General features: G+C 45.1%; 11 protein-coding genes. 2 read left to right on the forward strand and 9 right to left on the reverse strand.

What is annotated here, in order from left to right; all coding sequences use genetic code 11:
• Positions 1–8: 8 nt before the first annotated feature.
• Together xseA and G6R11_RS07705 are read left to right on the forward strand one after the other, a co-directional pair.
• Positions 9–1,343, forward strand: a complete 1,335-nt coding sequence (gene xseA, locus G6R11_RS07700) for an exodeoxyribonuclease VII large subunit (protein ID WP_240352421.1) — start codon at positions 9–11, stop codon at positions 1,341–1,343.
• 216 nt (positions 1,344–1,559) lie between these two features.
• Positions 1,560–3,389, forward strand: a complete 1,830-nt coding sequence (locus tag G6R11_RS07705; RefSeq protein ID WP_163132502.1) for an alpha/beta fold hydrolase — start codon at positions 1,560–1,562, stop codon at positions 3,387–3,389.
• Positions 3,390–3,435: 46 nt separating this feature from the next.
• Here the strand turns inward: G6R11_RS07705 and G6R11_RS07710 are convergent, their stop codons facing one another.
• The 9 genes from G6R11_RS07710 to G6R11_RS07750 form a co-directional block, all read right to left on the reverse strand.
• Complete coding sequence (locus tag G6R11_RS07710; protein WP_163132503.1) at positions 3,436–3,669, reverse strand: zinc ribbon domain-containing protein; 234 nt, start codon at positions 3,667–3,669, stop codon at positions 3,436–3,438.
• 12 nt (positions 3,670–3,681) lie between these two features.
• Positions 3,682–5,151, reverse strand: coding sequence for a ribosome biogenesis GTPase Der (der, locus tag G6R11_RS07715; RefSeq protein WP_163132504.1), 1,470 nt, complete (start codon positions 5,149–5,151; stop codon positions 3,682–3,684).
• Positions 5,152–5,235: 84 nt separating this feature from the next.
• Complete coding sequence (gene bamB / locus G6R11_RS07720) at positions 5,236–6,426, reverse strand: outer membrane protein assembly factor BamB (protein WP_163132505.1); 1,191 nt, start codon at positions 6,424–6,426, stop codon at positions 5,236–5,238.
• Complete coding sequence (locus tag G6R11_RS07725; protein WP_163132506.1) at positions 6,419–7,054, reverse strand: tetratricopeptide repeat protein; 636 nt, start codon at positions 7,052–7,054, stop codon at positions 6,419–6,421. Before G6R11_RS07725 ends, bamB begins: the two co-directional genes overlap by 8 nt.
• A 13-nt stretch (positions 7,055–7,067) precedes the next feature.
• The gene (gene hisS / locus G6R11_RS07730; protein ID WP_163132507.1) at positions 7,068–8,345 is read right to left on the reverse strand and encodes a histidine--tRNA ligase; all 1,278 of its coding nucleotides are present in this window, start codon (positions 8,343–8,345) and stop codon (positions 7,068–7,070) included.
• 85 nt (positions 8,346–8,430) lie between these two features.
• A complete protein-coding gene (ispG, locus tag G6R11_RS07735; protein ID WP_163132508.1) occupies positions 8,431–9,528 on the reverse strand; it encodes a flavodoxin-dependent (E)-4-hydroxy-3-methylbut-2-enyl-diphosphate synthase in 1,098 nt (365 codons plus the stop codon).
• A gap of 15 nt (positions 9,529–9,543) precedes the next feature.
• Complete coding sequence (locus G6R11_RS07740; protein ID WP_163132509.1) at positions 9,544–10,572, reverse strand: RodZ domain-containing protein; 1,029 nt, start codon at positions 10,570–10,572, stop codon at positions 9,544–9,546.
• On the reverse strand, positions 10,562–11,335 hold the full coding sequence (gene pilW / locus G6R11_RS07745) for a type IV pilus biogenesis/stability protein PilW (RefSeq protein ID WP_163132510.1): 774 nt from the start codon (positions 11,333–11,335) through the stop codon (positions 10,562–10,564). The genes G6R11_RS07740 and pilW overlap by 11 nt, the downstream gene beginning before the upstream one ends.
• Positions 11,336–11,357: 22 nt before the next feature.
• Complete coding sequence (locus G6R11_RS07750; protein ID WP_163132511.1) at positions 11,358–12,476, reverse strand: bifunctional tRNA (adenosine(37)-C2)-methyltransferase TrmG/ribosomal RNA large subunit methyltransferase RlmN; 1,119 nt, start codon at positions 12,474–12,476, stop codon at positions 11,358–11,360.
• Between the last annotated feature and the right edge of the window lie 19 nt (positions 12,477–12,495).

Here is a 12,495-nt window from a genome sequence, read left to right on the forward strand (position 1 = left end):
GTTGGCTAATGCAAAACAATCAAATCGCCCAAAATATCCTCAGTGTAAGTCAATTAAACCAGCAAGTTAGGCGATTACTAGAGAACTCTCTAGGCACAGTTTGGTTAGCAGGGGAAATCTCTAATTTTGCTACGCCATTTTCTGGCCATTGGTACTTCAGTTTAAAAGACGATGATGCTCAAGTGCGCTGCGCCATGTTTAAGGGTGCTAATCGTAAAGCAGTATTTACCCCAGAAAACGGTATGCAAGTGCTGGTAAAAGCCAAAATCACCATGTATGAACCACGTGGCGATTACCAGCTCATTGCAGAAGCGATTCACCCTGCTGGAGACGGCGCCCAGCAGCAAGCGTTTGAACAATTGAAAATGAAACTAGCCAGCGAGGGCTTATTTGGTCAAGCAGAAAAGCAAGCCTTACCTGAATATCCGAGCACCATTGGCGTGGTTAGCTCTGCCTCTGGAGCAGCCTTACAAGATATCTTGTCGGTTCTTCAACGCCGTGCGCCCGCTATACAAGTGATAGTTTATCCTGCTGCGGTGCAGGGAGATGCCGCTGCAAATCAACTTATTAGTATGATTGAGCTTGCCAACCAACGAGAAGAAGTCGATTTACTTATTGTTGGCCGTGGTGGTGGCTCTAAAGAAGATTTATCTGCCTTTAATGATGAAGCACTCGCGCGCTGTGTATTTAATTCAAACATACCGGTGATATCTGCGGTGGGTCACGAAGTGGACGACAGCATTTGTGATTTAGTGGCAGACATACGCGCTGCAACGCCCTCTGCTGCCGCAGAAATTGTTAGCCAACAAGCTAGTCAGCTTTCAGTAAGTTTAAACAAACTACGTCAGCAACTAGAGCAAAGTTATTTGCATATGCTTAGTCGCCAACAGATCCGCCTCAAGCAGCTTCATCATCAAGTAGAAACCCAATCGCCTATTCATCTATTAGAACAGCAGCAGCAACGCTTTGACGAGCTTAGCCACCGTTTGAGCTTTGCCCATCAACAAAGCTTAAGCCGCAGCAAGCAGCGCCAGCAAGAAGCTAGCTCACGTTTAAAACACTCTCTTTTAGCACAAAAGCTCGGTCGTCATCAGCAACGCTTAGTTCAACTTAAGCAACGGCTGAATCTAGCCAGTGATAAGCACCTTCAGCACCAGCAAGACGCTTTGGTAAATGCTTGTCGACAAATGGATAATTTAAGCCCGTTACGTGTATTGGAACGAGGTTTTAGTTTAGTAACTCAACAAGAAAACATTGTTAAATCTGCTGCGGATTTAAGCATTGGAGACCAAGTCAACATCAGATTTGCCGATGGCAAGCATAACGCAACAATTATTGACTAAGTGTTAGCGTTTTAAACGCCAAGCTCACATCTAGTGAGTTAGTCATCAAAATTGATGGGATTTTAGTTAATTCTGACATAAGATTGATTCGACTAAACCGAATAGCTAGTTGGTTCGCAGTTTAGCTAGAATGTCGACTAAACCCACTAAGAGGTAAAGCGAGCATTCGGGTAACTAACTAGATATCAATATAAAAAGTAAATTAGCAGCAATACTATGAATTCATTGGATAGCACCAAGGAGCGAGAGCTAACCAGTGTCGATAACAGGGAACAGTTGATCGGTATGATATACCGTGCGGCGGCAGAACCTGAATATTGGCCCGATTTGCTTGAGCACCTATACATGATGCCAGAACTTCAAAGCACAGAAGATCTTGGCCACTCAGACCCCTCTTCGGCAAAATTAAGCCAAATGCTCGATGCGGTATCTCCGCAATTGTCGATGGCTCAGAGTCAATACTCTGAACGAAACCAAATTTTACTGGAACACTTTAACCAAGCATTGAATATCGCCAAGCGTATTTACCAGCTTGAAGAAAAAAACCATTCACTTAACTCTTTGCTAGACCACATTCCGGTTGGCGTAATTTTGGTGAATGCTAAGAATGAAATTTTGCTTACAAACGAGCTAGCAGAGGAAACCCTGCAGCTCGGCCAAGGTTTGTACCAACGCAACAAAAACTTGGTTACTCAGCAAAGTGAATCAACAGACTTACTCAACCAGTATGTAGAAGAGCTGTCTTCTTTAGGGCCTAACGAATCGAGTAGCCGCGGACTACCGATTCAAATAGGTGAAGAGACAGATGTGCAAACCATGGTGATTCTGAGCCCGGTTAATCACCTGCAAAATCCAAGCTTAGAGCGAAATGCCAGTGTGGTGGTATTCATCTCCCCTTCTCGCCCTGACGTGGAGCTTGATTTAGCCGCATTTGCCGACGGTTATAACTTAACCCCAAAAGAAGCGCGCATCGTTAATTATATTGCGCAAGGCATGTCGCCTCCCGATATTGCTGACAAGATTTTTGTTAGTTACAACACCGTTCGAACTCAGCTTAAATCAGTTTTCAAGAAAACCAATGTTAGCAGCCAAAGCGAATTAGCCAGCTTAGTGCTAACCGGGCCTTGGGGAATGCTATCGCAAAGTAGCCGTCATTTTGACTTTGCCGAAGCTCATGACCTTAACGCGCGCTACTTTACTCTGCCCGATCAACGTAAGTTGTGTTACCAAGAATATGGCAGCCCAAAGGGCAAGCCAGTAGTGTATTGCCACAGCATTTTGGGTAGTCGCTTAGAGAACTTTTTTGATGACGTTGATTTGGCAAAACACCTAGGTTTACGTTTAATTAGCATCGACCGCCCCGGTTTCGGAGGCTCTGATTACTGCGAAAACTACGGTTTTGTTAGCTGGTCACAAGACTTAGCAGCACTTCTCGACCATCTAGGGCTAGAGCAAGTACAGTTACTTGGTTATGCCACAGGAGGCGTTTACGCCGCCTGCTGCGCAGCGAGTATTCCTGAGCGAATTAGCAAGATGACCATTGTGAGCTCAGGTGATGCCCTCACCTACGACAGTGATTATGAGGCGACTGCTAAGCTATATCGCATGCACATGAAGCTGGCTCGTGATTTTCCGAGTATGCATCGCTTATTTACTAATATTCTTGATAAGGGCCTACACAAAGACCCCAACAAATTATTTAAGGTATTAGCTCGCGATCTAGAAGGTACCGATGTAGAACTATTTGAAAGCCCACAGTTTAGGGAAAAGTTTGGCCGCTATTTAAAAGAGTCAAAGATCCAAGGCGGTAATGCCTTTTCTGACGAAGTGCGCCAGGTGATGTCACCTTGGGGCTTTGAGTTAGAAGATATTAAGGTAAGCACTCAGTTATTTCATGGCGAACAAGACAAGCATATTCCTTTGGTACTAGCAGAACGTTTTATCGAACGCGCCGCCAATGCCAAACTTACGGTAATTCCAGATCAGGGTCATTACATGATTTATCGGCAATGGCCAGAAATACTCAAAAGTGTTGCTAGCAACTAAAGCAGCATTATGAGAACAAAAAAGGCGGCCAATGGCCGCCTTTTTATTAGCTGTCTAAGCGCTCATAACGCCGAACAACAGCTCGCTTCGATTTTAACTCATTACAGCTATTACAAAAGTAATCCACCGCACCACAGGCTTTTAGCTCTTCAAGCTCGGCATCACACTTATCGCAATGCACTGTCTGGGAAAACTTATGGTGGCAAGCACCACATAACCAATGGTCATGTTCATGTTGTAATTCACCATCACACTCTGGGCAAGCTATTTCAATACTCATGGCTGACTCCGGCTATTTCTTTTTATACCTGCTTACAGTTTGCATTTTTTTACGACGACGCTCTTGCGCTAGAGTAAGTTTTGACTTCTTATCCGAAAATGGATTTTCGCCTTCTTTAAACTCTACTCGAATTGGCGTGCCCATAATTTCTAGCGCTTTACGGTAGTAATTCATCAAATAGCGCTTATAAGAGTCTGGTAAAGAGTTTACCTGATTACCATGCACCACAATTCTCGGTGGGTTATAACCGCCAGCATGAGCATAGCGCAACTTAACCCTACGACCGCGCACCAATGGCGGCTGATGGTCGTCTTGAGCCATTTGCATAACCTTGGTTAGCATGGAGGTAGAAACCCGCTTAGTAGCGCTTGCGTAAGCTTCCTGTACCGATTCATAAAGGTGGCCAACACCAGTTCCATGCAGCGCTGATATAAAGTGAACCCGAGCAAAATCAATAAAGCCTAAACGTCTATCAAGTTCGGTTTTAATCCGCTCTTTGTGCTCGTTATCTAAGCCATCCCACTTATTCACTGCAAGTACTAGTGCTCGACCGGCATTAAGCACAAATCCAAGTAAGCTTAAGTCTTGATCTGAAATACCGTCTTTTGCATCGATAACGAGCATTACAACGTTAGCATCTTCAATGGCTTTAAGGGTTTTAATAACCGAAAACTTCTCGACGGTTTCAGTCACTTTACCGCGCTTACGTACCCCTGCGGTATCAATCAAGATGTAATCTTGCTCTTCTCGCTGCATAGGAATATAGATGCTGTCACGGGTGGTGCCAGGCATGTCGTAAACCACCACACGGTCTTCACCTAAAATCCGATTAGTCAGCGTAGATTTACCCACATTTGGCCGACCAACAATGGCCAGCTTAATCGGTAAATCAGCAAACTTCTGGGCTAACTCATCCAGCTCAGACTCTGTCATCTCTTGAGTATCAGCTTGCTCTAGATCTGGCTCTTCAGTTTGATTTTCTGTCTGCTCAGTAACAAAAGGACGTAATGCCTCTTCTAACAACAGGTTTACGCCTCGACCGTGGGCCGCAGCAATATGATGAACTTCACCAAGGGCCAGCGCGTAAAATTCACCACAAGCAGCATCGGCATCAATACCATCAGTTTTGTTAGCAACTAAGAAAACTTTCTTTTCTTGTTTACGCAAGTGGTGGGCAATGGCTTCATCAGCTATAGTCATCCCCGCACGTGCGTCAACCAAAAATAGCACCGCATCGGCCTCTTCAATGGCTTGCAAAGATTGTTGAGCCATCATTGCATCAATACCTTCTTCATCGCCGTCGATACCGCCAGTATCAATTACAATGAACTCTTGCTCCGCCACTTTAGCTTGACCATATTTGCGGTCACGAGTCAGTCCTGGGAAATCAGCGACTAAGGCATCCCTGCTGCGTGTAAGGCGATTAAATAACGTAGATTTGCCAACATTTGGGCGTCCCACTAAGGCGACAACAGGAAGCATAAGGGCCTCATTTTTTAGAATACATGACATGACAAAGGCTCATGGTTAATTCACCATGAGCCTTTTGTACACAATTATAACAACTTAACTGCGATCTAGCGCAATTAACTTACCACTTCGTGTTTGAAGGATAATTTTGTCGGAGGTTACCACAGGCGCAACATATAAGCCGCTTTTATCTACTAACATTTTGCTAGTAAGCTCACCGGTTTCACGATCAAGCCAATATAAATAGCCTTCACTGTCGCCGACAAGCACCTTACTTCCGTCTACCGCAGGAGCAGTAACGATTCGGTAAGACAACGCGCCTTGGGTCCACTTCTCAACCCCGTTATTTCGCTCGATGCTATATACATTGTCGCTAACGTCGGTCACGAACAGACTTAAGCCAGAAGATGCAATATTTTGATAAGCAGAATAACTGCGCTTCCAGTCTTCCTCACCACTACGTAAGTTAACCGACACCAAGTTTCCGTTATAAGCCACGGCATAAAGCTGTGAACCAATCAATGCAGGCTTACTGTCAACGTCAACGATTCGGTCAATTTCAGTAGAACCTTTAGGCTGAGCTAATTTGGTTTCAAACAGCAATTGACCACTATCAAGAAGATAAAGTCCAATTTTGCCATCGCTACGGCCGAGAATAATCGCTCCGTTTGAGATAATTGGCGGCGCTTTACTGCGCAGTGACAAAGCAGGCTGGTCAATTTTAATATCCCACTTTTGCTCGCCGCTATGCGCATCTAATGCGACTAAGTGACCGTTACTGGTCACCACAACAACCAAACTATCTTCAACTGCAGGCGCGGCTAATACTTCACCAGACACGGCAGCTTGCCAAACTATCTCACCAGTTTCAGCATTTAGGGCAAATACATCAGCATTCTCAGTACCCAAATAGATACGGCGATAAGCAGCGGTTAAACCACCCGACACGCGAGCATCAGGAGTATTACCAGAGAATCGGTTATTGCTTTCAACTCGGGAGAGATCTTGCTGCCATAAACGCTTGCCATCTAAATCGAAAGCACGCACTTGACCATAACGGGCAGCGGCAAACACTGAGTCATAGGCGACAACAGGCGACAGCGCTGAGAAGTAATCATCGACGCCTTTACCTACACGAGTTTCCCACTGTTTGCCAACCGTAAACTGGTTCTCAAACTCTGGCACCGGCGCCATTTGTACAACATCTTCTTCAGAATTGAACAACGAACACGCCGACAAGCCAAGGAGCAAACAAGCTAAGCTAACAGAACGCCAAGCTTTAACCATTAGCGGCCTCAACTTCGGTTAAATCATTAAGCTTTAGGTTTACACTAGGATCTTGCTCAGCGGCTCCGGCAGCTATTGCCGCCTGGTAAGCTTGACGAGCTAAGTCTTGTTCACCCTGCTGCAAGTAGATATCGCCTTTAATTAGCTCAACCGTTGCAACTAGTGCTGGCTCGTTAACTTGCTCTAGACTGGCTAAGGCATTATCAAACTCAGCCAATTGTGCTTGCACGCGAGCCAAGCGGGTGTAGATCATCCCTTTAAGCTCTTCGGGTGCGCCTTCGAGGGCTAAGTTAAGTTGAGTTTGCGCTTGCGCGAAATCTTCCTTAACTACCAATTCTTTAGCTAACAAGAGTGATGCAAATACTGAATAGTTTTTGTCACCTTGATTGGCTGCTACAAAATTTGCAAGTGGAGTTAGCTCTTCGCTATTGGTGGCAAGTTGGCTAACAACTTGCTGAAAAGCATCTGAAGCCGCTTCTTTTTGCTCTACTTGGTATTCGCCAAAATAGCGCCAACCAAATACAGCTGCCAAACCCAGTACCGAACCGCCAATAACTGATGTTCCGTTTTTCTTCCACCAGTCTTTGATGGCTTGAACTTGCTGTTCCTCAGTGGAATAAATGTCCACAGCGTCTCCTTAACTAAACTAATACGGTATTAAGCAAGGCAACCAACTCTGATTGAGCGATGCATTGCTGTTGGATATCTTCACGTAGGTACTTAACAGTAACCTGCTGATTGGCTAATTCATCTTCTCCGATGATTAAGGCCACTTTAGCGCCTGACTTATCAGCTCGCTTAAATTGTTTTTTAAAGTTTCCACCACCACAGTGGCTCATAACCCGAACAGAGGGTAACGCATCTCGCAATTGTTCAGCTAATGAAAATGCTGCGCCAAGTGTTCCTTCTCCAGCATTGATCACATAAACATCGGCACTTGATGGTAAATCACCCAGTAGCTCTAAGGTTTCCAGCAATAGAACTAAACGCTCCATGCCCATGGCGAAACCTACTGCAGGTGCGGCTTTTCCGCCCAATTGCTCTACTAAACCATCATAACGACCGCCAGCACACACTGTGCCTTGTGAACCTAGGCTTGAGGTTACCCACTCAAATACTGTGCGGTTGTAGTAATCAAGGCCGCGAACTAAACGCGGGTTTAGTTCATAGGCAATGCCAGCATTGTCTAACAAAGTACAAAGCTGCTCGAAGTGGTCTTTGCTTTCTTGGTCGAGATATTCACTCAAGCTTGGAGCATCTACTAATACCGCTTGAACCTCAGGATTCTTGCTGTCGAGTACTCGTAGTGGGTTATTGTACATGCGACGTTTTGCGTCTTCGTCTAAAGCATCTTTATGCTGCTCTAAGTAGGCAATTAAGGCATCGCGATAATTAGCACGCGCTTCATTAGAACCTAAGCTATTAAGCTGCAGTGTAACGTGTTTTTCTAAGCCGAAGGCTTTCCAGAAACGGGCAGAGAGAATAATTACTTCAGCATCAATATCAGCGCTGGCAATACCAAAAGCTTCAACACCAACTTGGTGGAATTGACGATAACGACCTTTTTGCGGGCGCTCATGGCGGAACATTGGTCCCATGTACCACAAACGCTGCTCTTGGTTATACAACAAACCTGCTTGGTTACCTGCGCGAACACAACAGGCTGTGCCTTCTGGTCGCAAGGTTAAACTGTCACCATTGCGATCTTCAAAGGTGTACATTTCTTTTTCTACGATATCGGTCACTTCACCGATAGAACGCTTAAACAAATCTGTGCTTTCTACAATCGGCATTCTTATTTCGTTGTAACCGTAGGCTGCCACCACCTCACGAATTACTGATTCTACCTTTTGCCAAGCGGGTGTATCACTTGGTAGGCAATCATTCATGCCACGTATTGCTTGTATTTGTTTAGCCACATTAATCTCGAATAAAACAGGTCAATAATTATTAAAGGCCCTCGATTATAGGGCCTTTAAGCAAAGAGGTAAATTTAATTGCAGATTAGCTCTCGGTGATGTCTTTAATAGCGATGCGCGAGCGAATTTTTGCCTCTAGAGCATCCACTAAGTCATCGTTATCAAAGCGCTCTTTTTGGCGCACACCATCTTGGTAAAAGCCGCTTTTTTTATTGCCCCCGGTAATGCCTAGGTCAGAAATTAGCGCTTCACCAGGACCGTTTACCACGCAGCCAATAATAGATACATCCATAGGCTCAACAATATCTTCTAAGCGCTGTTCTAGCGCGTTAACCGTTGAAATAACATCAAATTCTTGACGAGAACAACTTGGGCAAGCGATAAAGTTAATCCCACGAGAGCGGATCCGTAGAGATTTTAGAATATCAAAACCCACTTTGATTTCTTCTACCGGATCGGCTGCCAAAGATACTCGAAGAGTATCGCCAATGCCTTGCGACAATAACATGCCTAAGCCCACTGCCGATTTAACCGAGCCGCTGCGTAAACCGCCGGCTTCAGTAATACCAAGATGCAAAGGTTGGTCAATACGACTGGCTAGGCCTTGATACGCGCCCACAGCAAGGAAAACATCAGAGGCTTTTACACTCACTTTAAACTGGTCAAAGTTCAAACGATCTAATATATCCACATGGCGCATGGCAGACTCAACTAAGGCTTCCGGAGTCGGTTCGCCGTACTTTTCTTGTAAGTCTTTTTCTAAGGAACCGCCATTCACACCAATACGAATTGGAATATTGCGTTCACGCGCAGCGTCAACAACTGCGCGAATGCGCTGCTCGTTACCAATATTTCCTGGGTTAATGCGCAAACAATCGGCGCCATACTCGGCCACTTTTAAAGCAATGCGGTAATCGAAATGAATATCGGCGACTACTGGAATGGATACCTGTTGCTTAATTTGCTTGAAGGCTTCGGCGGCATCCATGGTAGGTACAGAAACGCGCACTATATCGCCACCCACTGCGGCAATTCGGTTTATTTGGTCAACCGTTGCAGCAACATCAGTAGTGCGAGTATTGGTCATAGACTGCACAGTAATGGGCGCGTCTCCGCCCACTGGCACATTACCCACCATAATTTGTGTTGATTTACGGCGTTTAATTGGAGTTGGTTGATTCATAATAATCGAAAGATCTTAATTGTTTGGTATTTTCATTCGCACAACTTTACCGCGTTTAAATGACGATAAGTCGATTGATTCTTGTCCGTAACTTACGCTCACACCTGCATTTGTGCCAAGCACGATACTGTAGGGAGATGGACCAGTTACAGAGAGTGATTGCCCGGGCTGTTTAATGTCTGCCACTAAGCGCTTGCCTGTAGCATCTCTAATTTCTACCCAACATTCATTTTCAAAGCTCATGCTTAAAGCGGTTAATGAAGCTGATTGGTTTACTTCTGCTGCAGGCTCTGGGCTATTTATTACAGCTGGCTCGGCAGCTTGAGAAACAGGCAGACTCGACACAGCTTCTGTTACAGGTTCTGCGACTGTTTCCGGCTCCGCTTTGGCTTCCGTCTCAATCTCGTTCACAGTTTCTGCAACTGGCTCTGAAACAAGCTCTACTGGCTGTGCGGAGGGCTCCTCAGCCGCTTCTGCCTCAACAGCACTTAGCACTTCGATATTTTCAAGGCTGGGTTCGGCAACAACGCTAGCTTCAGCTTCACTGTTCGGGCTTATAATTCGGCTTTCTGAACTCGCGGGACTCGTCTGACTAAAGTCAACTTGTTGGTTTTTCTCTTGCCACCACCAAATAACCAGTAGCACAACAATGCCAAGGCCAACTAAATAGGTGAACTTCATTAAGCGACTATCATGAGTCTCTTGCTTTATCCGCCCAGAAAAACTCTGCATTTCTGTGCGTTGTTCATGGGCATCATGTAAGTGGGTGTAACTAGAGAGCACTAAATCTTCAGAAAGGTTTAGTAAGCGAGCGTAGGCGCGTAAGTAGCCTTTTACAAAAGTGCTCGATAAGCCACTATCGAAGCTATCGCCTTCTATATCTTTGATAACTTGCAAGCGCAGCTTCAAACGTTCAGCAACTTGATTTTGACTTAGCTTGGCGGCAACACGTGCTTCTTGCAGCATTTGCCCGGGGCTAACTACTTCAATGTCTTCGCTTAGTTCAGTTGGTTCTGATTGCTCTGATTCGGCTTTAGTAGTCATTAGCGATGTATCGTTTAGTTTGTTCAGATTTAGGGAACTGCTGCTGTAAGGTTAAACCCCAACGCGCTTCTTCAGCAAAGTTGTCGGCTGCACTTTCTAAGCGAACCCAAGCGAAGGCGCTTTCCGCCGTAGTTTCAGCCATACTATCATAACGTTGCATATATAATCGGGCTTGCTCGGGTTTATTTTTTTGTAGGTAAACTTCGGTGGCACCGAGCAAAGATGCAGGGCGGCGAATGTTATAGGCTAAGGCACTACTAAAGTAATCTAAGGCTTTATCTAAATCGCCAGCAGTTAAGGCACATAAACCCGCGTTTTCATTAGTGCCCGCAACCTGAACGTACTCAGGATTAGCTAAGGCTTGTTTAAATAGCGACTCTGCTTCGTCATACTCTTTTTGTTTACAGAGCATCACACCATAGTTATTCAGCACGTCACCATTGCGTGGCTCGATAGACTTGGCACGCTTATAAGCATCGATGGCTCGCTCTGGCTGGCGAACACTTTGATAGAAGTGAGCTTGAGCGATGTACACATCAACAAGATTAGGCGCTAGCTCTTGCGCTAACTCCAAATTACGTTTTGCTTGTTCTGCGTCACCAGCTTCTAAATAACGTAAAGCCAAGCTAATACGAGTTTTAGCGGCAGCGTCTTTATTAAGCTGTTTATCTTTATTGTTTACTTCTTGGCCATTTACGCGGGTTTCGGTTACACAACCAGAAACCAAAAATACCACCAAAAACAAGTACAACCAGCGTTTCATATCCGTCCTTCGATAAGGTTAGTTATTGAATTGTGACTGAAATTTCTTGCTGTTGCATCCGTTTTTTCATGGTTCTTTTGGTTCTGTCGACAACATCACCTGCTAGCTGTCCACAAGCGGCATCAATGTCGTCACCGCGGGTTTTTCTCACCACCACAGTAGAGCCATATTCCATTAACACTTTGCTAAAACGATCAACACGGCTGTTACTTGGTTTCGTAAACGGAGAACCTGGGTAAGGATTAAATGGAATTAAGTTAATTTTACATGGCGTATCGCGCAAAACTTCGGCCAATTCGTGGGCTTGCTCCATAGAGTCATTTACACCATTTAGCAGTACATACTCAACCGTTACTTTGCCGCGATTTGCATTTGATTTATCGATATAACGCTTAACGCCCGCCAAAAAAGCTTCGATATTATACTTATCATTAATAGGCATAATTTCGCTGCGCAACTTATCGTTAGGAGCGTGCAAAGAAATTGCCAGCGCAACATCTAGTTTGTCACCTAACTTATCTAAAGCCGGCACCACACCAGAGGTACTTACCGTTACACGGCGCTTACTTAAACCATAGCCGTTATCGTCTAGCATTAACTCTAAGGCAGGGATCAAATTATTAAGGTTTAGCAAAGGTTCGCCCATGCCCATCATTACCACGTTGGTAATTGGTCGTTTACCTTCAATGCCTTTGTGGCCGATTACCTGAGCTGCTCGCCAAACTTGACCAATAATGTCCGACACTTTTAAGTTTCGGTTAAAGCCCTGTTGCCCAGTTGAACAAAAGGTACATTCCAGCGCACAGCCTACTTGTGAGGATACACACAAGGTAGCGCGCTCACCTTCAGGAATATAAACGGTTTCTATTTCTTGGCCAGCCACTAACATCGCCCATTTAATGGTTCCGTCAGCACTGCGTTGCTCGGTGCTAATTTCCGGCGCACGAACTTCGGCCAGGCGCTTAAGCTTTTCACGTAAGGCTTTATTGATATTGTTCATTTGGTCGAAGTCATCAACACCAAAGTGGTAAATCCACTTCATTACCTGATCGGCACGAAATGGCTTTTCACCGATCTCAGCAAAAAACTCTCGTAATCCCGCTCGATTAAAATCAAGTAAATTTGTTTTTGTCTCACTCATCGCTTAACTCCACGATCGA

Source organism: Agarivorans sp. Alg241-V36, from assembly GCF_900537085.1.
Classification (GTDB): Bacteria; Pseudomonadota; Gammaproteobacteria; order Enterobacterales; family Celerinatantimonadaceae; genus Agarivorans.

Bases quoted from the DNA above. Each gene is read 5' to 3' on its own strand.
- G6R11_RS07710 (WP_163132503.1), bottom strand. From the start codon at position 3,669: ATGAGTATTGAAATAGCTTGCCCAGAGTGTGATGGTGAATTACAACAT.
- G6R11_RS07750 (WP_163132511.1), bottom strand. From the start codon at position 12,476: ATGAGTGAGACAAAAACAAATTTACTTGATTTTAATCGAGCGGGATTA.
- G6R11_RS07705 (WP_163132502.1), top strand. From the start codon at position 1,560: ATGAATTCATTGGATAGCACCAAGGAGCGAGAGCTAACCAGTGTCGAT.
- bamB (WP_163132505.1), bottom strand. From the start codon at position 6,426: ATGGTTAAAGCTTGGCGTTCTGTTAGCTTAGCTTGTTTGCTCCTTGGC.
- pilW (WP_163132510.1), bottom strand. From the start codon at position 11,335: ATGAAACGCTGGTTGTACTTGTTTTTGGTGGTATTTTTGGTTTCTGGT.
- der (WP_163132504.1), bottom strand. From the start codon at position 5,151: ATGCTTCCTGTTGTCGCCTTAGTGGGACGCCCAAATGTTGGCAAATCT.
- xseA (WP_240352421.1), top strand. From the start codon at position 9: ATGCAAAACAATCAAATCGCCCAAAATATCCTCAGTGTAAGTCAATTA.
- ispG (WP_163132508.1), bottom strand. From the start codon at position 9,528: ATGAATCAACCAACTCCAATTAAACGCCGTAAATCAACACAAATTATG.
- G6R11_RS07740 (WP_163132509.1), bottom strand. From the start codon at position 10,572: ATGACTACTAAAGCCGAATCAGAGCAATCAGAACCAACTGAACTAAGC.